Genomic DNA, 19,691 nt, shown 5'->3' on the forward strand with positions numbered 1-19,691 from the left:
GCGCCTTTCTGGTAGCTGGAACAACCAGAAAGGCGCACGAGCGCGAAGCGCCTAAAGGATGTCGCTGACCTTCGCGGCCGGGCGGGCGAGGACGGTGCCCTTGTCCGTCACGACGATCGGTCGCTCGATGAGGATGGGGTTGTCCACCATCGCTTCCAGCAGTTCGTCCTCGGACGCCTCGGCGAGCCCGAGTTCCTTGAAGACGGCCTCCTTCTTGCGGATCGCCTCGCTCGGCTTCAGTCCGGCGTCGTCGAGAAGTTTGCGCAATCCGTCCCGCGAGGGCGGGGTGTCGAGGTACTTCACGACGGTCGGCTCGATGCCCGCGTCCCGGATCAATCCGAGGACGGTGCGGGACGTGCTGCAGCGCTGGTTGTGGTAGATGGTCGCGGTGTTCGCCATACCCGACATTCTGCACCGGGGAACAAACGCGCCCGCAGGGAGCGCTGAACCTGAGGTAGCAACTCGTGAATAGTCGACGAAAGAGGGAGATCGATCATGGCCGAGCACAGGGATGCGACTCCGCGGCGCATCGTCATTGCGGGTGGACACGGGAAAATCGCCCGTCACCTCATCAAGATTCTCACCGCGCGCGGTGACCGAGCGGTCGCGCTGATCCGCAACCCCGATCACGAGCACGAGGTGGCGGCGCTCGGCGCCGAACCGGTGGTGATCGATCTGGAGACGGCGAGCGCGGACGACGTCGCGAAGACGCTCGTCGGTGCGGACGCCGCGGTGTTCGCCGCAGGCGCAGGCCCGGGCAGCGGTATCGCCCGCAAGGACACCGTCGATCGCGGGGCCGCGGTTCTCCTCGCGGACGCCGCCGAGAAGGCGGGAACGCGGCGATTCGTCCAGATCAGCTCGTTCGGGGCGGGGGAGCCGATCCCCGAGGGCACCGACGAGGTGTTCGCGGCCTACCTCGTCGCGAAGACGGCCGCCGAGGAAGACCTGCGCGCCCGGACCCACCTCGACTGGACGATTCTCCGCCCGGGCGGTCTGCTCGACGACGACCCGACGGGTCATGTCACGCTCACTGCGCCGCCGCTCGAGCGCGGCACCGTCCCGCGCGCCGACGTCGCCGCAGTGATCGCGGCGCTTCTGGATCACCCGAACACGGCGAAGAAGACGCTCATGCTGACGTCCGGTCCGACGCCGATCGAGGACGCCGTCGCAGCGCTGTAACCATTGCGGCGCCGCAACCGCGCAACTACGGTCTGATACAACGCGTGGAACAACGGAGGTGGCGCCGGCCGTGGACATCGACATCGACCCCGATTCGTCGACCGCCCCGTTCGACCAGTTGCGATTGCAGATCATCGAGCAGGTGCGCAGCGGGCAGTTGATCGCGGGAACGAAGATCCCCACGGTCCGCGCGCTCGCCGTCGAGGTCGGCCTCGCACCGAACACGGTCGCCAAGGCGTACCGGGAACTCGGCGAGCAGGGTGTCATCGAAACCCGGGGCAAGCAGGGCACGTTCATCGCGAGCGGCGGTGACCCGATCCGCGCCGGAGCCGAGAAGGCCGCAACAGGATATGTGCACGAACTGCGGAAGCTGGGGGTGTCCGACGAGGAGATCCTCGGCTTCGTGCAGTCCGCTCTCCGCGGCGCCGAATGAGGACGGCGCCGCATCCAGAACGTGTGACCCCAGAGGGTGTGACCCCAGAAAGGTAGACGCTCGGTATGGCTTCTGCGCTCTTCCGTGACTTCGCACTACTGATCGCCCGGATCGGGCTCGGCGTGATCTTCGTCGCGCACGGCTGGCAGAAGTTCTTCGACTACGGAGTGAAGGCCACCCAGGCGTCGTTCGCCGACATGGGCGTCCCGCGGCCCGACATCTCGGCTGTTGCGGCCGCCACTGTCGAACTTGCGGGTGGATTTGCTCTCATCGTGGGCGTCGCCACACCGATCGCCGGAATCCTGCTGTTTTTCGACATGCTCGGGGCGCTGATTCTGGTGCACGCGGACAAGGGTGTCTTCGTCGCGAACGGCGGGTACGAACTCGTCGTCGCACTCGGTGCCGGGTCGCTGCTTCTGGCTGTGATCGGTGCCGGACGCCTCGGCATCGACGGGCTCCTCGGAAGAGGCTCGGGTTGGGGCAAAACCGCAGCGTAACGATACCGTCCGCTGGGTCTCGATTCGGTGTGAAGCGGTGGGCTAGCTTGCTTTTACCATCGAAAATGACCAACGTAGTTGTTCATGGCAATGAATACTGATCTGCCTGATCAAGGTTCCGACACCGCTGACGCGGCCGTCGGCGGAGGGCTCAAACGGGTCGGTGTTCGCACCGATCACGTCGTGTTCTCGGCCGCTGCCGCCGCGGTGTCGGCAATCGTCGTCTGGGGGCTCGTGGCCCCCGACAATCTCGACACCACGACGGGTAAGGCGCTCGACTGGCTGGTCACCGACATGGGCTGGTTGTTCGTCCTGTCGGCGTCGGGGTTCGTCCTCTTCTCATTGTGGCTCGCGTTCAGCAAGTTCGGGCAAATTCCGCTCGGCAAGGACGGCGAGAAGCCCGAGTTCCGGACCGTCAGCTGGATCGCGATGATGTTCAGCGCCGGAATGGGCATCGGATTGATGTTCTTCGGTGTCGCCGAACCGCTCGCGCACTACGTGACACCCCCTCCGGGTTCCAGCGGTGGCATCGGAACTGCGATGGCCACCACCATGTTCCACTGGAGCCTGCACCCCTGGGCGATGTACGCGGTGGTCGGACTGTCGATCGCGTACGGCTCGTACCGGAAGGGTCGCAAGCAGCTGTTCAGCTCCGCGTTCATCCCGCTGCTCGGCCGCCGCGCCGAGGGGCCGATCGGCAAGTTCATCGACGTCCTCGCGATCTTCGCGACACTGTTCGGCACCGCCGCTTCGCTGGGTCTCGGCGCACTGCAGATCGGTTCCGGATTCCAGGTCGTCGGGTGGATGTCGGAGGTCAGCACGTTCCTGCTGGTCGCGATCGTCGCCCTGCTGACCCTCGCGTTCGTGGCCTCCGCCGTGTCGGGTGTCGCCAAGGGAATCCAGTGGCTCTCCAACACCAACATGGTGCTCGCCGTCGTCCTGGCGCTGTTCGTGTTCGTCGTCGGACCGACGGTCCTGATCCTCAACCTGCTGCCCACGACAATCGGCGCCTACGCCGCGCAGCTCGCGCAGATGTCGGCCCGCACCGGTGCGTCGTCCGATCCGGCGACCGGCGAATGGTTGTCTTCGTGGACCATCTTCTACTGGGCGTGGTGGATCTCCTGGACCCCGTTCGTCGGCATGTTCCTGGCCCGCATCAGCCGCGGCCGGACCATCCGGCAGTTCGTGGTCGGCGTGATCGTGGTGCCGAGCGCAGTGAGCCTCGTGTGGTTCGCGATCTTCGGCGGTGCGGGAATCAGCGAGCAGCGTGACGGAATCGACCTCGCCGGGCAGGACACTCAGGAGGGGCAGCTGTTCGGGATGCTCAACCACCTGCCGCTCACCGGCATCACGACCGTCCTGGTGATGGTCCTCGTGGGGATCTTCTTCGTCTCCGGAGCCGACGCCGCCTCGATGGTGATGGGCACCCTGTCGCAGCGCGGTTCGCTGGAACCGCAGCGCTGGGTGGTCGTGTTCTGGGGTGTGCTCACCGGTGGCGTGGCCGCGCTGATCCTGTGGACCGGCGGCGACACCGCACTCGATGGACTGCAGACGATGACGATCATCGCTGCGGCGCCGTTCGTCATCGTGATGATCGGGTTGTGCTTCTCGCTGTACAAGGATCTGTCCCGGGACCAGATGATCGTCGACGGCCGGGAAATGCGGAGGGAGATGCGGAGAGTGGCGGCGAAGCGTCGTCGCGACCGGATCTCGTCCCGCTAGAGAAACAGTCTGCGAGCCGTCCGGGTCCCATGGGACCCGGACGGCTCGATTCGTTTACGGCGTCAACGCCAGCTGGGCAGCCACAGCTGGTGCTGCCACGTCTCCGGGGTGATCGGGACGGCGGTGAGGATCGGCCACAACCAGATGAAGTTGGCGACCACGAGCCCCACGTAGAGGCAGACGGCGAGCAGGCCGGTGGTGCGGCGCTCGAAGGACGCCCGCGCGCTACCCAGGACGTCACCCAGCACCAGCGCGAAACCCATCACCATGAACGGCGCCAGCGCCACCGCGTAGAAGTAGTACATCTGGCGGTCCAGGGTGGTCAGCCAGGGCAGGAACGCCGCGCCGTAGCCGGTGAGGACGGTGGCGTACCGCCAGTCCTTCCGCACCACGGACTGCCACAGGGCCCACGCGAGCATCGGCAGTGCCAGCCACCACATGGCGGGCGTCCCGATGAGCATGACCGCCTTGACGCAACTCGACGCCCCGCAACCGGTGACGTGATCGCCCTCGGCGAAGTAGTACAGCATCGGGCGCAGACCCATCGGCCATGTCCACGGCTTCGACTCCCACGGGTGATGGTTGCCCGCCGAATTGGTGAGGCCCGCGTGGAACTGGAGGACGTTGCCGCTGTAGTACCACAGCGACCGCAGCGCTGCCGGCAGGAACGACCAGGTGCCGCCCGTTCCGATCTCGTTGCCCACGGCATGCCGGTCCACCCCGGTCTCGCTGGCGAACCACGCCCAGTAGCTGGCCAGGTACAGGAACAGCGGGACGACGACGAGCGCGTACAGCGCGGGGCCGACGTCGCGGACGCCGGCGCCGAACCACGGGCGGCGCACCCCGTAGGCGCGCCGGGCCGACACATCGAACGCGACGCTGAGCAGCCCGAAGAACACGATGAAGTAGACGCCCGACCATTTGGTGCCGCACGCCAGACCCAGCATGATCCCGGCGCCGAACCGCCACCAGCGCACACCGAGCCGCGGACCCCACTCGCTGTCGCCGATCCGGCCCTCGGCGTACACCCGGGCCATCCGCTCGCGCACCTGGTCGCGGTCCACGATCAGGCAGCCGAGCGCCGCCACCGCGAACAGGGCCAGGAAGATGTCGAGCATGCCGAGCCGCGACGACACGAACGTCACCCCGTCCGCGACCAGCAGGATCCCGGCGAGACCGCCGATCAGGGTGGACCGCGTGAGCCGGCGGACGATCCGGATCACCAGCAACACCAAAATCGTGCCCGCCACCGCCGACGCGAACCGCCAGCCCCAGCCGTTGTAGCCGAAGATGGCCTCGCCCATCGCGATCAGTTGTTTCCCGATCGGTGGATGCACCACCAGCCCGTAGCCGGGATTGTCCTCGACCCAGCCACCGGTGAGCACCTGCCAGCCCTGCGGCGCGTAGTGCTTCTCGTCGAACACGGGAGTGCCCGCGTCGGTCGGGTACCCGAGCATCGTGAACCGGGTGATCGCCGCGATCGCCGCGACGAACAGGGTCACCACCCAGCCCCGGGCACGGTCGACGGGACCGAAGTCGGAGGGCGGCACGAGCGGCGCCGGTCCGACCAGGGACGGCTGTCGTGCGGAGGGCGTCGGTCGCTCGTCCGTCAGCATCGTCACGCCGCAATCGTAGGCTGTGGGTCATGACTGGTCGCCTAGTGCTCGCCGCAACACCGATGGGGGACGTGGGTGACGCCTCGCCGAGGCTGCGTACGGCGCTCGGGACGGCCGACGTCGTCGCCGCCGAGGACACCCGCCGCACCAAGGCCCTCGCCTCCGCGCTCGACGTGACGATCACCGGCAAGGTCGTGAGCTTCTACGACCAGGTCGAGACGGCCCGGCTGCCCGCGCTCGTCGCCGACGTCGCGTCCGGCAAGACCGTGCTCCTCGTCACCGACGCCGGCATGCCGTCGGTCAGCGACCCCGGGTACCGGCTGGTGTCGGCGTGCGTGGCCGAGGATCTGGCGGTGACGTGCCTGCCCGGACCGTCGGCGGTCACGACGGCGCTCGCGCTGTCCGGGCTGCCCGTCGAACGGTTCTGCTTTGACGGCTTCCCGCCCCGCAAGCAGGGTCAGCGCAAGACGTGGTTGCAGGCCCTGGTCGCCGAGCAACGCGCCTGCGTGTTCTTCGAGGCGCCGCACCGGCTCGCCGACTGCCTCGCGGACGCCGCCGACGTGCTCGGCGGCACCCGCCGCGCCGCCGTCTGCCGGGAGCTGACCAAGACGTACGAGGAGGTCCGCCGCGGCACCCTCGCCGAACTCGCCGAGTGGGCAGCCGAGGGCGTCCGCGGCGAGATCACCGTCGTGGTGGAGGGCGCCACCCTCGTCGCGTCCGACCCCGCCGACCTCGTCGACGAGGTGGAGCGACTGGTCGCCGACGGCACCCGGCTCAAGGACGCGTGCGCGCTCGTCGCCACCACCGGTGTGTCGAAGCGGGAACTCTACGAAACGGTGCTGGCGTCCCGGAAGGACTAGGCGGGCGCTACCTCCGGAGAGCACGCTCCCCGGGCGCCAGCGACGCGTCGTCGGCGGCCGCCTGCCCGGCGTGCCAGCCGTTGGCGTCGACGGCCCGGCCGCGGGCCTTCTTGGTCCGCGGAAACAGGCGGTCGAACTCGGCGTCGACGGCCTCGGACTTGGTGGCCAGGATCGGTAGCAGATCGGCGACCGGGATCGCCGCCTCGTCGGCGGCGTCGGCCGTGGCCCGGCTGTCGGCGTCGCGCAACCGCTGCCCGATGCGGCTGGCGAAGCCCGCCAGGAAACCCTTCCGGAACGACGTGGTGCGTGCGCCGCTGCGACTGTCGGCGTCCGCGAATTGCATTGCGCGCGTGGCCTGCACAAGCAGTGAGGTGAAGAGCATGTCGACCTGCTGGAGGTCGAGGGGGGCGCCGACCACGGTCGCGATGGCGAGGGAGCTGAACCACACGGTGCGCACCCGGTTGGAGTCGCCGATCTCCGTGAGAAGGTGCACCTTCTCCTTGACGTACGGATTCTCCAGGTGGATGCGGCGACTGTGCACTGAGGTGTTGCCCACCCCGTTCTGGGTGTGCAGGAGGGCCGCGTTGATCGCATAGCGCGTCATCAACTCCTGCGCCTTCGCGGTGAAGATCTCCGCCTCCTCCGCGAAATCGGTGGCCTCGGCCTTGGCGAGCAACCCGCGAATCCTGTTGAGCACCTTCGCGTCGGCCTCGGCCTCGCCCGGCATCGCCGCGGACGGGTCGGCGACCCGCACGACGGGCCACGTCGACGGCGGGGGAGTGAGCACCGTCCAGCCGGGCAGATTCGTCCACGCCAGCGACAGGTCGGTGAGCTGGTAGACGGAGTGGTACGGGTCCTCGAACAGCAGTCCGGCGGCCAGCGCCCGAACGTCGGGACCGTCGACCGGAACCCGTGCCGCCAGGTGGGAAGCGCCCGGGTACTGCTCGCCGATGGTGCGGAGTTGCTCCACCCAGTCCCGGGGCGCCCGGTGTGCGGCGCGGGTGCGCTCCGCCTCGTGCAGCACCAGGGCCGCCGCCAGCGCCGCGTCGGACGGCTCCTTCGATCTCCGCGCCAGATGTATGACGTCGGCGGGCTGCCACCCGCGCTCGTACGCGCCCGACAACTCACCCATCAGGGTGTGGACTGCCGCGGCGGCCTGTGGGCTCACTTCGTCGTCGAACACGCGCGCTCCGTTCCCGAATCCACGGTGATGAGATCGAATGTATGTTCTAGTCGGCGTCATGGGGAGAGTGTGCCTGCGGGGTCCGACAAGAACGGAACCCCGCGCGTATCAGTCCTCCACGTAACGGGGGAATACGCCCGACGGCGGAGGTAGCGGTGTGCCCGCCACGATGCGCGTCGGAAGGTCGCCGAACTGCCGTGCGTCGCTCTTCTGACCCAGCAGATCCAGGATCTTCTCGGCGGCGCCGGGCATCACCGGCTGCACGAGGATGCCCACGATCCGGACCACCTCGAGCGTCACGTACAGCACCGTAGCCATCCGTGCCGGATCCGTCTTCCTCAGCACCCAGGGCTCCTGCTTGGAGAAGTACCGGTTGGTCTCACCGAGAACCGACCAGATCGCCTCCAGCGCGAGATGCAGTGCCTGGACGTCGTATTCGGCGCGCACCCGCTCCAGCAGCGCATCCGCCTGCGCGAGCATCGCCGTGTCGTCCTCGGTCAGCTCGCCGGGCGTCGGGACCTGCGCGTCGCAGTTCTTCGCGACCATCGACAGTGAACGCTGGGCGAGGTTGCCGAGTTCGTTCGCGAGGTCGGCGTTGATCCGGGTGACGATGGCCTCGTGGCTGTAGCTGCCGTCCTGGCCGTAGGAGATCTCGCGGAGCAGGAAGAAGCGCACGGCGTCGAGGCCGTACTGCTCCACCATGGCGACGGGGTCGACGACGTTGCCGACCGACTTCGACATCTTCTCGCCCTTGTTGTAGAGGAACCCGTGCACGAAGACCCGCTTCGGCAACTCGATTCCCGCCGACATCAGGAACGCCGGCCAGTACACGGTGTGGAACCGGGTGATGTCCTTGCCGATGATGTGCAGGTTCGCGGGCCAGAACTTGCCGAACTGCTCGGAATCCGTGTCCGGGTACCCGGCGCCGGTGAGGTAGTTGGTCAGCGCGTCCACCCACACGTACATGACGTGCTCGGGATGGTCGGGCACCGGAACGCCCCAGTCGAACGTCGTCCGCGAGATCGACAGATCCTTGAGACCGCCCTTGACGAAGCTGACGATCTCGTTGCGCCGCGTCGCGGGCGCGATGAAATCGGGATTCTCGTCGTAGAGGGCCAGCAGCTTGTCCTGGTACTCGGACAGCTTGAAGAAGTACGTGGACTCCTCCGTCCACTCGACCGGGGTGCCCGTCTCGGTGGACAGGCGCGAACCGTCCTCCTGCAGCGTGGTCTCGGCCTCGGTGTAGAACGCCTCGTCGCGGACCGAGTACCAGCCCGAGTACGTGTCGAGGTAGATGTCGCCGTTGTCGAGCATCTTCTGCCAGATCGCCTTGCTGGCCTCTTCGTGGTCGGCGTCCGTGGTGCGGATGAACCGGTCGAAGGAGATGTTCAGCGTCTTGTCCATGGCCTCGAACACATCCGAGTTCCGCGCGGCGAGTTCGCGGACGTCGATGCCTTCCTTGGCCGCGGTCTGCTGCATCTTCAGACCGTGCTCGTCGGTTCCCGTCAGGAAGTAGACGTCGAACCCGTCCAGACGCTTGAACCGTGCCAGGGCGTCGGAGGAGATGTACTCGTAGGCGTGGCCGATGTGCGGGACGCCGTTCGGGTACGCGATCGCCGTCGTCAGATAGAAAGGTGGCCGCGAGGCGGTGGAATCAGCAGCATTCATGGTGCGACCACTCTATCTGCGCGCCGCCGTTTCGTGACGCGCAGATTCGGGATCTAGCCCGGGCCGGCGCCGTCCTCGCCGGTGACGGTGCGCGACTCGTACGCCGCGCGCGCCGACTTGTCCGTGGACCGCACCTGGTCGGGAACCATCCGCCGGACCGCGAAGTCGCGGGCGAACTGCGGAAAGACGGTGACCAACCGGAACAGCGGGCCGATGTACCTGGGGATGGTCACTTCGAACCGGGGACGCCGGATCACCGCGACCACCGTCTTCGCGACGTCGGCGGGCGACAGCAGCCTGGCCGCGCCGGTCGCCGTCCCGGCCGCGAGTTCGGTGTCCACGACCCCGGGCATGATCACCGAGATCTGCACACCCGACCCGCGCAGTTCCTCGCGGACGCCGGTCAGGTAGCCGAGGACGCCGTGCTTGGTGGCGGCGTACGTCGACTCGCCGGGCGGGGCGACCTTCGACGCCGCCGACGCCACCGTGACGATCTGGCCGCGGCCCCGCTCACGCATCGCCGGGGCCGCCAGGCGCACTCCCCGGATGACTCCGTGCAGGTTCACCGCGAGCTGCCGGTTCGTCGCGGACTCGGGCTCCTCGTCGAAGCTCCCGACCCACATGACGCCCGCATTGTTGACGAGCACGTCGATCGGTCCCCAATGGTCCTCGACGGCCGCGAGGAACGCCGAGAACGATCCGGTGTCGGTGACGTCCAGTTCGAGGCCCTCGACGGTCCCGCCCGCCCGGCCGAGTTCGTCCGCGGTGCGCCGGGCCGCGGCGCCGTCGATGTCACCGATCGCGACCCGCGCGCCCGCGACCGCCAGCTGTCGGGCGATTTCCCTCCCGATTCCCCTCGCGCCGCCGGTCACCGCGATCACGCGGCCGTTCATCGAGCTCGAAGTCATGGACACGGCTCCCTCCCCGTCGGGGTGAAAGTACCGCATGTGACACGTGCGGCGGCGGCGTCGACAATGTCCGCATGAGCAAAGACCGTCCCGCCCCGGAAGCCCCCGCGCCGCTGTTCCCGCTCGTCGACTCGCACACCCACCTCGACGCGTGTGGAGCCTCGGATGCCGCGAGTGTCACGGCGATCGTCGACCGGGCGGCCGCGGTCGGGGTCGAGCGGGTGGTCACGGTGGCCGACGACCTGGCGGCCGCGCAGTTCGCCGTCGACGCCGCCCACTGGGATCCCCGCGTCTACGCGGCCGTCGCCATCCACCCGACCCGGGCCAACGTGCTCGACGGCGCGACCAGGGCGGAGATCGAGCGCCTCGCCGGGGATCCCCGGGTGGTCGCGGTGGGGGAGACGGGACTCGACTTCTACTGGCCGGGGAAACTCGACGGCTGCGCCACCGTCCCCGAGCAGACCGAGGGCTTCCGCTGGCACATCGACCTCGCGAAGCGGCTCGGCAAGACTCTGATGATCCACAACCGGGAGGCCGACCAGGCGCTGCTGCAGGTGCTCCGCGAGGAGGGGGCGCCGGAGACGGTGATCTTCCACTGCTTCTCCTCGGACGCCGAGATGGCGCGCGAATGTATCGACGCCGGTTACGTCCTCAGCTTCTCCGGCACCGTCAGCTTCAAGAACGCGAAGGCGCTGCGGGAGGCGGCGCCGCTGGTGCCGTCGGATCAGCTGATCGTCGAGACGGATGCGCCGTTCCTCACCCCGCACCCGTTCCGGGGCGCTCCCAACGAGCCGTACTGCCTGCCGTACACGGTTCGCGCGCTCGCCGAAATCCGCGGCGAGGACCCGGACGACCTGGCGAAGGCGTCCACCGCGACCGCCGAGCGTGTGTACGGCCTCCGGCCCGTGAGTGGGTAGGGAGTCCCTGGACTCGTCGGGCGCGCACAGGGCCGCAGACCTTAAGTTGAAGTTTCAACTTAGAGAACTTAGGATCGTTGCCTGTTCAACCAATGGTCGTCCCGGTCGCGCGGGGACACCTCGATGAAAGGCGCATCCATGAACAACCCCGCAGTTCGGAACCTGGGAATTCTCGTCGCCCGACTGGGTATCGGCGTCATCTTCCTCGCCCACGGCTGGCAGAAGGCGTTCACCAACGGCCACGCAGGCCAGACCGCAGGCTTCGAGGCCATGGGAGTGCCGCTCCCCGGCGTCTCGGCGTTCGTCGTGACCTGGCTCGAGGTCATCGGCGGCCTCGCGCTCATCGTCGGCGCCGCAGTCCCGGTCTTCGGGATCCTGCTGTTCTTCGACATGGTCGGCGCGTTCTTCATCGCCCACATCGACAAGGGCATCTTCGCGAGCGACGGCGGCTACGAACTGGTCCTGGCGCTCGGCGTCGCGTCGCTGCTGCTCGCCGTGGTCGGATCGGGTCGCTTCGGTGTCGACGGACTGCTCGGCGACAAGCTGCCGTGGGCCGCGAAGGAACCCGCCACCGTCTGACCCCCAGGTGAGCGGCGAAGTGTGCCCCGGCACGCTTCGCCGCTCACGTGTCAGAGGACCTTGTTCAGGAAGTCCTGGGTGCGGGACTGCTGCGGGTCGCCGAAGATCTGCTCCGGAGTTCCCTCCTCCACCACGTAACCGTCGGCCATGAAGATCACCCGGTCGGATACCTCGCGGGCGAAGCCCATCTCGTGGGTGACCACGACCATCGTCATGCCGCCCTTTGCGAGGTCGCGCAGAACCTGCAGAACCTCGCCCACCATCTCGGGGTCCAGCGCGCTGGTGGCCTCGTCGAACAGCATGATGTCCGGGCTCATCGCCAGGGCCCGCGCGATCGCGACGCGCTGCTTCTGCCCACCGGACAGATTCGCCGGCTTCGCGTCCGCCTTCTCCGCCAGCCCGACCTGCTCGAGCAACCGCACGGCCGTCGCCCGCGCCTCCTCCTTGGAGGCCCGCTTGGTCTGCACGGGCGCGAGCATCACGTTCTCGATCGCCGTCATGTGCGGGAACAGGTTGAAGTGCTGGAACACCATCCCGATGTGCTGGCGCACCCGGTCGATGTCAATCTTGGGATTGCTCACGTCGAAGCCGTCGACGACGACGTTGCCGCCGGTGATGTCCTCGAGCCGGTTGAGGCAGCGCAGGAACGTGCTCTTGCCGGAGCCGGACGGCCCGATCACGCACACCACTTCGCCGCTCGCGATGTCGACGTCGATGCCCTTGAGTACCTCGTTGTCGCCGAACGACTTCTTCAGGCCCTTCACCCGGATCTTCGGGTCGGCTGCCTCGGCCTTGTTGTCCGTCACCGGTGTCTCGGTCACTTGTTGATCCTCTTTTCGAGCCGGTTCGACAGCTTCGTCAACGCCATGATGATGATGAAATACATCACGCCGATGATCAGCCACATGTTGAAGGACTGGAAGTTGCGGGCGATGATGATCCGCCCGGTCTGAGTGAGCTCGGCGAGTCCGATCACGGACAGGATCGACGTGTCCTTCAGCGTGATCACGAACTGGTTGATGTACGACGGGATCATCGTCCGCACGGCCTGCGGCATCACGACCTTCTGCATCGACTTCAGGTAGCTGATGCCGAGGCTCCGGGACGCTTCCATCTGGCCCTTGTCCACTGACAGGATGCCGCCGCGCACGATCTCGGCCATGTAGGCGCCTGCGTTGAGGCTCAGCGTGATGATGCCCGCGGTGAACGCCGACATCTGGAAGTCCAGCGCCGCCGGGATGCCGAAGTAGATGAAGAAGGCCTGCACCAGCAGCGGAGTTCCGCGGAACACGTCCACGTAGGTGGTACCGATGCCGCGCAGGACGATGTTGGTCGACACCCGGAACAGGCCGAAGATCGCGCCGAGCACGAGCGCGATGGCGATCGAGACCACGGTCAGGACGATCGTCAGCCACAGACCTTCGAGCAGCAGCGGGTAGGTGCTCTTGATCAGGCCGAGGATCGAGTTGTCGTCGTCGGAGGCGTCGGCGTTGAGGTAGGTGTCGAGGATCTCGTCGTACTTGCCGCTCGCCTTCACGTTGGCGAGACCGGTGTTGAACTCCTGGAGGAGCTGCGCGTTCTGGCCCTTCGCGACGGCGAACCCGTAGCTGGCGCCCGGGACCTTGTCGGTGACGGTCTTGAACCCGTTGCCCTGCTTGATGCCGTAGGCGAGGACGGGGTAGTCCTCGAACACGGCCACCGAGTTACCCGTGCGGACCTCGTCGAACATGCTCGACGAGTCGGCGAAGTACTTGGTGGTGAACCCGTACTGGTCCTTGATGGACTCCGCGTACGTGGCGCCCTCGGTGCCGTTTTTGACTGCGACGGACTTGCCGCGCAGGTCCTCGTACGACGTGATCGAGTCGTTGGACTCGAGCACGCCCATCTGCACACCCGATTCGAAGTACGGGTCGGAGAAGTCGAACGTCGCCTTGCGGGCGTCGGTGATCGACATGCCGGCGATCATGCCGTTGGCCTGGCCGCCGGTGACCGCCTGCAGTGCGGCGTCGAATCCGACGGCGTTGACCCGGTAGGTGAACCCCTGGTCCTCGGCGATGGCGGCGAGGAGGTCCATGTCGATGCCGACGAGCTTGCCGCTCTCGTCCTGGAACTCGAACGGGGCGAACGTGATGTCGGTGGCGATGGTGTAGTCGTTGCCCGGAGCGGGCTGCTGCGCGCCCGCGATCCCGGGCGCGACGAGTGTGACGAGCAGCGTCAGCGCGGCGATCACCGCGGGCACTCTCGGACGTCTGACGAGTCTCAGAAGTCGATCGGATCTGCTGCGCACGGAACCCCAGCTTTCTTGTCGGTAATGCCCGGTCGCTTCCGGGCTTCTTGGTGCATGTCGCAAGATACTGCGTTTCGAGGGTGGTCCGGACCAGAAGCGATTGATGACGGTAAAGCGAAAACCGTCCCCGATCTCAACCTTTTCGTGATCTAGGACGCAGGTCGTAGCGGCAAAGTTGCCAGACCATCGCCGATTCGTTACCGTACCGTGATCAAACGTCCGCCAGCCTTGGGAATTCATGTGTCGCCTCTAGCCAGAATCAACAACGCCAAATCGCCCCTTCTCTACGTAGTCGTCGCGGCACTGCTCGCGACGCTCGTCGTGGGCGGTGCGTTGGCAGTGGCACGGCACAAGACCGTCACGCTCGACATCGATGGCGAGACCATCTCGCTCGGCACGATGGCCTCCGATGTCAGCGGCGCGCTCGACGACGCCGGATACACCGTCGGCGAGCGTGACGCGGTCGCTCCCGCGGCCGACGCGTCGATCTCCGACGGCGACACGGTGGTGTTGCGGCGTGCCCGCGAGATCGACCTCACCGTCGACGGGCAGCCCAAGACCGTGTGGACCACCGCGCTCACCGTCGACGACGCGCTGAAGCAGTTCGAACTCGCCGACGACGTCCACGTCTCGGCGTCCCGCTCCGAGCGTCTGCCGCTCGAGGGCGCCTCGCTCGAGGTCGTCAACGCCAAGCTCGTCAAGGTCGCCGACGGCGGCGCCCCGCTCACCGACGTCCGCCTCGCCGCCCCCACCGTGGGCGAACTCCTCGCCGCCAACGGCGCCCCGCTCGAGCAGGCCGACACCGTCGTGCCCCCGGCCGACGCCCCCGTCGTCGAAGGCGCCGAGATCCACGTGACCCGCGACCGCACCGAGACCCGCACCGAGACGCTGCCGATCGCGCCGCCCGAGAACCGCGTCGACGATCCCGCGCTCGACAAGGGCAAGACCGTCGTCGAAAACCCCGGCGTTCCCGGCGAGCGCACCGTCACCGCTTCCGTGAAGACGGTCAACGGTGTCGAGGCCGGACGCCAGGAACTCAGCTCGCAGGTGCTCCGCGAGCCGGCGCCCGCGCTCGTCAAGGTCGGCGTGAAGGAACTCGCCATCTCCAACGCCTCCACCTGGGATTCGATCGCGCACTGCGAGGCCACCGGCAACTGGGCCATCAACACCGGCAACGGATTCTTCGGCGGACTGCAGTTCACCCAGAGCACCTGGGAGGCCTTCGGCGGAACCCAGTACGCCTCCCGCGCCGACCTCGCTTCCCGCGAACAGCAGATCTCCGTCGCCGAGAAGGTCCAGGCGGCGCAGGGCTGGGGAGCCTGGCCCGCCTGCACCAGCAAGCTCGGACTCCGCTGACGATCTGAAGTAAAGGAACCCGATGTCACCCTTCGCGAAGATCAACTCGGCTCGCTCGCCACTGCTGTACACCGTGGTGGCCCTGCTTCTCGCCACGCTGATCGCCGGCGGAGTGATGGCCGTGGTCCGGCACAAGAACGTCACCCTCGACGTGGACGGCGAGACGATCTCGCTGAGCACCATGACCACGAGCGTCGATGCCGCCCTGGCCGACGCCGGGTACTCGGTCACCGACCGCGACGTGGTGGCGCCGGAACGCGACGCGACCCTGTCCGACGGGGACACCGTGGTCCTGCGCCGCGCGCGTGAGGTGTCGCTGACGGTGGACGGGCAGCCGAAGACGGTGTGGACCACCGCGCTCACCGTCGAGGACGCGCTGAAGCAGTTCGATCTCGGCGAGGACGTGCACGTGTCCGCATCCCGTTCGCAGCGACTTCCGCTCGACGGCGCCGCACTCGACGTGCTCAACCCGCTCGTCGTCAAGCTCGCCGACGGTGCGCTTCCGGTCGCCGACGTCCGCATGGCCGCGCCGACGGTCGGGGACTTCCTGGCCGCGCACGGCGCGCCGCTCGAGCAGGCTGACACCGTCGTCCCGGCAGCGGACACTCCGCTGACGGAGGGGATGGACGTCACGGTCACCCGTGACCGCACCGAGACGAAGGTCGAGACGCTGCCGCTGGCTCCGGAGGAACAGCGCGTCGAGGACCCGACGATGAACAAGAGCCGCACCGTGGTCGAGAGTCAAGGAGTGCCCGGCGTCCAGGACGTCACGTTCGCGGTCAACACCGTCAACGGCGAGGAAGTCGGACGCAACCAGGTGTCCGCGACGGTCACGACGCCTGCGCAGCCGAAGGTGATCCGCGTCGGCGCGAAGCCGGGCACCGAGGTGCCGCCCGTCGAGAACGGTTCGGTCTGGGATGCTCTCGCGCAGTGCGAGGCCACCGGCAACTGGGCCATCAACACCGGCAACGGATTCTTCGGCGGCGTCCAGTTCGACCAGAACACGTGGGAGCGTCAGGGCGGCCTCAAGTACGCGCCGCGCGCCGACCTCGCGTCCCGCGAGGAGCAGATCGCCATCGCGTCGCAGACGCAGCGGACGCAGGGTTGGGGAGCGTGGCCGTCGTGCTCGGGCAGGCTCGGCGTGCGTTAAAGTTCGGTTGGTGTCCGACGCCGAAGTTCCCCCCGCCGCTCGAGGTCAGGCCGCACTGCTCGGCCCCGCCGAAGTGCGTGCGTTAGCCGAGGAATTCGGCGTGCGCCCCACCAAGCAGTTGGGGCAGAACTTCGTGCACGACGCCAACACCGTCCGGCGCATCGTCGCGACCGCCGGAGTGGGACGCGACGACACGGTCCTCGAGGTCGGCCCCGGGCTCGGTTCGCTGACGCTGGCGCTGCTCGACGTCGTCGACAGGGTGATCGCCGTCGAGATCGACCCCAACCTCGCCGCCCGACTCCCGGTCACGGTCGCCGACCGTGCCCCGGAACTCGCCGACAGGCTGACCGTCGTCGACGCGGACGCGATGCGCGTCGCGCCGTCCGAGATCCCCGGCGAACCCACGGCACTCGTCGCGAATCTGCCGTACAACGTGGCGGTGCCCGTGCTGCTGCACCTGTTCTCCGAACTGCCCAGCCTGCGAACCGCGCTGGTGATGGTGCAGGCCGAGGTCGCCGACCGCCTGGCGGCGTCCCCTGGCAGCAAGATCTACGGCGTGCCGAGTGTGAAGGCCAATTTCTTCGGCGCCGTCCGCCGCGCCGGTGCCGTCGGCCGGGCGGTGTTTTGGCCCGTCCCGAAGGTCGAGTCGGGTCTCGTCCGCGTCGACCGCTACGCCGAACCGCCGTGGCCCGTCGACGACGAGCACCGGCGCCGCGTGTTCGCCGTCATCGATGCGGCTTTCGCTCAGCGCCGCAAGACTTTACGAGCCGCGCTCGGCGGATGGGCGGGATCGCCCGCCGAGGCCGAGCGACGACTGCTCGAGGCCGGCATCCCACCGTCCGCCCGCGGGGAGACCCTCGACGCCGCGGCGTTCGTGCGTCTCGCCGCCACCCACCCGTGAGTACTTCTCAACCGCCGGCCGTTAACAAGTACTCACGGGCCCGGGGGAGACAACCGACCAGATGTGTGGTTCACTATTGGAGGTCGTAAGTTTTGTGTTTGTGTTTCCCACGCTCGCAAATCGATGGTTGCGAGCGTTTGGACGTCCTCCACAGGAATTGTCGTAGACGGTCGTGTCAATGACCCTGGTAACCGAGCCGGTTACCTGAAGAAGTTACTGTGTTAGAGGAGATTTACATGGCAGAGGGCATCGTGAAGTGGTTCAACTCCGAGAAGGGGTTCGGCTTCATCGCCCCCGAGGACGGCAGCGCTGACGTGTTCGTCCATTACTCGGAGATCCAGAGCGGCGGCTTCCGCACGCTCGAGGAGAATCAGCGTGTTTCGTTCGAGATCGGCCAGGGCAACAAGGGCCCGCAGGCCACCGGCGTCACCCTGATCTGAGAACGGCCATGACTTCCCGGTTCGCCGGGACATGACGTTCGAGCAAGGCCCCACTCGTCACGGAGTGGGGCCTTGTCTCGTCTTCACACACTGTCGCGCTGCTACGCCGATCTGAGGTGCGCGGCCTGGTACCCGAGATTCATGGCGCAGACCAGCCAGAGTTGCAGCGCCGAACTCTCCGACGGCCCGAACAACCCGATCACCGCAGCGGCTCCGAGGGCCGCCGCGACGAAGAACGTGGCCGTTCCGAGTGCCCGCCGGGGTCTCGACGAGAAGATCACCGTTCCCGTCACGAAGAGCGCCCACAGCGTGGTGGAGACGATGGCGGCGGCGACGAACCAGGCCGCCGAATACCTTCCCGGCCACGTCCACGGCTGCGTTCCGTTGTCCAGGGTGCACACGAACGCCAACGAGAACGCCATGATCACGACGGTGGCGCCCCCGAGTGCCAGATGGCCCCCGACGAGCACCTTCCCGATTGGTCCCGCCGCCGCGGGCGCCCGCGCGCGCCCCTCCTCGACAATCGTGTGCTGCATCCCCGACTACCCCGACCTTTCGTTGTCGTCACCTGGTTGGACGCCGCGCAGGGCCGTTCGGTTCCACGGGATTTTCGGTCCGCGGTGACGGCTGAACGGCGTCTCGGTCAGGCGTTACCGTAGCGGTCGGCGAAGAGGCGGTGACGCTCACCCACCCGTCGGCACTCTTCGCGCAGCTCAGGGGGGTCGAGGACGGTGAAGTCGACGCCGAATGCGCTGAGCCAGTTGGCTATCGACGGCACGGAGTCGCCGCCGAGCGCCACCGCACACTGTCCGTCGGGCATTTCTTCGAGAGTTCCCCAGTCTTCGTGCACCAGGACCGCCATGTCGTCGATCGACGCGTGCAGCAGCACTCGTGCGCGGATCCGGGTGACTGCCCGGTTGATTCCGCGTGCGACGAACTCGGCGGCGCCGCCGGGCGGCAGTTCGCGGGGTGCGAACCGCGGTCCCGTCGGGATCTTGGGCGTCAGTCGGTCCACCCGGAACGACCGCCAGTCGGCGCGGGCGAGGTCCCAGGCGACGAGGTACCAGCGCAGTCCGGAGCGCACGAGCCGGTACGGCTCCACTTCGCGGCGGCTCTCGGTGCCGTCGTGGGCGCGGTAGTCGAACCGGAGTCGTTCGTGGTTGTGGCACACCGATGCGACGGCAGAGAGGACCCGGGCGTCGACGGCGCTCTTCGCGGGCTCGCGGTGGACGACGTCGACCTGCAGTGCCTCGAGGCGGTGCCGCAGGCGGGACGGCATTACCTGCCGGAGTTTGGTGAGTGCCCGCATCGACGCCTCTCCGATGCCGACCACGGATCCGGTCGCGCCGGATTGGAGGCCGAGCGCGACGGCCAGCACTTCTTCGTCGTCGAGTAGCAGGGGCGGCATTTCCGCGCCGGCGCCGAGTTGGTACCCACCGCCGACCCCGACCGTCGCGTCGACCGGATAGCCGAGGTCGCGGAGTTTCTCCACGTCTCGCCGGACGGTGCGCGCGGTGATGCCGAGCCGGTCGGCGAGTTCTGCCCCGGACCAGTCTTTTCGGGTCTGGAGCAGGGAGAGCAGCCGGAGGAGTCGTGCCGAAGTTTCCCGCATGCACCTCAGGATGCCATCGATAGAGGACATCTTCTGTCCTCTATCGGCAGGAGATAACGGTAAGTAACGATTGCCCCACCAGCCCCACGAGTGTCACTACACTGGCGCCGACGCTCCACGGACCATCGCATAGGTATTTCGTGAAAATCCGACGGAAAGGTCTCAGCGTGACGCACTTCCGTGCTCGATCCATCTCTTCGGCGGTCAGGGCGCTGCTCGCCGCAGTCATGACCACCGCCTTCTGCCTGGCGCTGGCGGTCTCGACCACCGCGACGGCGTCAGCCTCGGCGGCCGACCTCTTCAACAGCGCGCAGGGCAGATTCGCCGCGGGGGACACCCGCGGTGCCCTCGCGGACATCCGCGTAGATGGCCTGCAACGCCAG

At 67.6% G+C, this 19,691-nt stretch carries 20 protein-coding genes and 1 pseudogene; 12 read left to right on the forward strand and 9 right to left on the reverse strand.

Annotated features, from left to right (window positions below; all coding sequences use genetic code 11):
- Positions 1-51: 51 nt before the first annotated feature.
- Positions 52-408, reverse strand: a complete 357-nt coding sequence (gene arsC / locus MLGJGCBP_RS03645; RefSeq protein WP_160094086.1) for an arsenate reductase (glutaredoxin) — start codon at positions 406-408, stop codon at positions 52-54.
- An 87-nt stretch (positions 409-495) separates the two neighbouring features.
- Between arsC and MLGJGCBP_RS03650 the strand changes: the two genes are divergently transcribed.
- The 4 genes from MLGJGCBP_RS03650 (at position 496) to MLGJGCBP_RS03665 (ending at position 3,831) form a co-directional block, all read left to right on the forward strand.
- Entirely contained in the window at positions 496-1,179 is a 684-nt protein-coding gene (locus MLGJGCBP_RS03650) for an SDR family oxidoreductase (RefSeq protein ID WP_160094087.1), read from the forward strand.
- Between the two features lie 58 nt (positions 1,180-1,237).
- On the forward strand, positions 1,238-1,612 hold the full coding sequence (locus MLGJGCBP_RS03655) for a GntR family transcriptional regulator (RefSeq protein ID WP_087560005.1): 375 nt from the start codon (positions 1,238-1,240) through the stop codon (positions 1,610-1,612).
- 65 nt (positions 1,613-1,677) lie between these two features.
- Positions 1,678-2,109 (forward strand): DoxX family protein, encoded by a 432-nt coding sequence (locus MLGJGCBP_RS03660; RefSeq protein WP_087560006.1) that lies wholly within the window; start codon positions 1,678-1,680, stop codon positions 2,107-2,109.
- Between the two features lie 90 nt (positions 2,110-2,199).
- The gene (locus MLGJGCBP_RS03665; RefSeq protein WP_442972076.1) at positions 2,200-3,831 is read left to right on the forward strand and encodes a BCCT family transporter; all 1,632 of its coding nucleotides are present in this window, start codon (positions 2,200-2,202) and stop codon (positions 3,829-3,831) included.
- 62 nt (positions 3,832-3,893) lie between these two features.
- Here MLGJGCBP_RS03665 and MLGJGCBP_RS03670 read toward each other — a convergent pair whose 3' ends face one another.
- Positions 3,894-5,447: a dolichyl-phosphate-mannose--protein mannosyltransferase gene (locus MLGJGCBP_RS03670; protein ID WP_160094103.1), complete on the reverse strand. Its 1,554-nt coding sequence runs from the start codon at positions 5,445-5,447 to the stop codon at positions 3,894-3,896.
- A 29-nt stretch (positions 5,448-5,476) separates the two neighbouring features.
- Between MLGJGCBP_RS03670 and rsmI the strand changes: the two genes are divergently transcribed.
- Positions 5,477-6,307, forward strand: a complete 831-nt coding sequence (gene rsmI, locus MLGJGCBP_RS03675; protein WP_087560008.1) for a 16S rRNA (cytidine(1402)-2'-O)-methyltransferase — start codon at positions 5,477-5,479, stop codon at positions 6,305-6,307.
- 7 nt (positions 6,308-6,314) lie between these two features.
- Here rsmI and MLGJGCBP_RS03680 read toward each other — a convergent pair whose 3' ends face one another.
- The 3 genes from MLGJGCBP_RS03680 to MLGJGCBP_RS03690 form a co-directional block, all read right to left on the reverse strand.
- Entirely contained in the window at positions 6,315-7,490 is a 1,176-nt protein-coding gene (locus tag MLGJGCBP_RS03680) for a DUF2786 domain-containing protein (RefSeq protein WP_160094089.1), read from the reverse strand.
- A gap of 108 nt (positions 7,491-7,598) precedes the next feature.
- Positions 7,599-9,158 carry a methionine--tRNA ligase gene (gene metG, locus MLGJGCBP_RS03685; protein WP_160094090.1) on the reverse strand — a complete coding sequence of 520 codons (1,560 nt, stop codon included), beginning with the start codon at positions 9,156-9,158 and terminating at the stop codon, positions 7,599-7,601.
- A gap of 53 nt (positions 9,159-9,211) precedes the next feature.
- Positions 9,212-10,105 carry an SDR family oxidoreductase gene (locus MLGJGCBP_RS03690; RefSeq protein ID WP_160094091.1) on the reverse strand — a complete coding sequence of 298 codons (894 nt, stop codon included), beginning with the start codon at positions 10,103-10,105 and terminating at the stop codon, positions 9,212-9,214.
- A 35-nt stretch (positions 10,106-10,140) separates the two neighbouring features.
- Here MLGJGCBP_RS03690 and MLGJGCBP_RS03695 point away from each other — a divergent pair, with 35 nt between their 5' ends.
- The gene (locus MLGJGCBP_RS03695) at positions 10,141-10,983 is read left to right on the forward strand and encodes a TatD family hydrolase (RefSeq protein WP_160094092.1); all 843 of its coding nucleotides are present in this window, start codon (positions 10,141-10,143) and stop codon (positions 10,981-10,983) included.
- 138 nt (positions 10,984-11,121) lie between these two features.
- Positions 11,122-11,562 (forward strand): DoxX family protein, encoded by a 441-nt coding sequence (locus MLGJGCBP_RS03700; RefSeq protein WP_160094093.1) that lies wholly within the window; start codon positions 11,122-11,124, stop codon positions 11,560-11,562.
- 50 nt (positions 11,563-11,612) lie between these two features.
- On the opposite strand, the gene MLGJGCBP_RS03705 is transcribed toward MLGJGCBP_RS03700, so the two are convergent.
- Together MLGJGCBP_RS03705 and MLGJGCBP_RS03710 are read right to left on the reverse strand one after the other, a co-directional pair.
- Entirely contained in the window at positions 11,613-12,383 is a 771-nt protein-coding gene (locus MLGJGCBP_RS03705; protein ID WP_072941110.1) for an amino acid ABC transporter ATP-binding protein, read from the reverse strand.
- Positions 12,380-13,849, reverse strand: coding sequence for an amino acid ABC transporter substrate-binding protein/permease (locus MLGJGCBP_RS03710; RefSeq protein ID WP_442972075.1), 1,470 nt, complete (start codon positions 13,847-13,849; stop codon positions 12,380-12,382). Before MLGJGCBP_RS03710 ends, MLGJGCBP_RS03705 begins: the two co-directional genes overlap by 4 nt.
- A 240-nt stretch (positions 13,850-14,089) precedes the next feature.
- Between MLGJGCBP_RS03710 and MLGJGCBP_RS03715 the strand changes: the two genes are divergently transcribed.
- From MLGJGCBP_RS03715 to MLGJGCBP_RS03730, 4 genes are all read left to right on the forward strand, one after another.
- Positions 14,090-15,205 carry a resuscitation-promoting factor gene (locus tag MLGJGCBP_RS03715; protein WP_160094095.1) on the forward strand — a complete coding sequence of 372 codons (1,116 nt, stop codon included), beginning with the start codon at positions 14,090-14,092 and terminating at the stop codon, positions 15,203-15,205.
- A 22-nt stretch (positions 15,206-15,227) separates the two neighbouring features.
- Positions 15,228-16,355 (forward strand): resuscitation-promoting factor, encoded by a 1,128-nt coding sequence (locus MLGJGCBP_RS03720; RefSeq protein ID WP_160094096.1) that lies wholly within the window; start codon positions 15,228-15,230, stop codon positions 16,353-16,355.
- A 10-nt stretch (positions 16,356-16,365) separates the two neighbouring features.
- Positions 16,366-17,256 (forward strand): 16S rRNA (adenine(1518)-N(6)/adenine(1519)-N(6))-dimethyltransferase RsmA, encoded by an 891-nt coding sequence (rsmA, locus tag MLGJGCBP_RS03725; RefSeq protein ID WP_160094097.1) that lies wholly within the window; start codon positions 16,366-16,368, stop codon positions 17,254-17,256.
- A gap of 236 nt (positions 17,257-17,492) precedes the next feature.
- Positions 17,493-17,696, forward strand: a complete 204-nt coding sequence (locus MLGJGCBP_RS03730) for a cold-shock protein (RefSeq protein ID WP_005255446.1) — start codon at positions 17,493-17,495, stop codon at positions 17,694-17,696.
- 101 nt (positions 17,697-17,797) lie between these two features.
- Here the strand turns inward: MLGJGCBP_RS03730 and MLGJGCBP_RS03735 are convergent, their stop codons facing one another.
- Both MLGJGCBP_RS03735 and MLGJGCBP_RS03740 read right to left on the reverse strand, forming a co-directional pair.
- On the reverse strand, positions 17,798-18,232 hold the full coding sequence (locus tag MLGJGCBP_RS03735; RefSeq protein ID WP_160094098.1) for a hypothetical protein: 435 nt from the start codon (positions 18,230-18,232) through the stop codon (positions 17,798-17,800).
- A gap of 107 nt (positions 18,233-18,339) precedes the next feature.
- A complete protein-coding gene (locus MLGJGCBP_RS03740) occupies positions 18,340-19,308 on the reverse strand; it encodes a helix-turn-helix transcriptional regulator (RefSeq protein ID WP_160094104.1) in 969 nt (322 codons plus the stop codon).
- Between the two features lie 167 nt (positions 19,309-19,475).
- Between MLGJGCBP_RS03740 and MLGJGCBP_RS03745 the strand changes: the two are divergent.
- Positions 19,476-19,691 (forward strand): annotated as a pseudogene (locus MLGJGCBP_RS03745) (hypothetical protein); the annotation flags it as partial.

The organism is Rhodococcus sp. T7, assembly GCF_009872365.1.
Taxonomy (GTDB): Bacteria; Actinomycetota; Actinomycetes; order Mycobacteriales; family Mycobacteriaceae; genus Rhodococcus_F.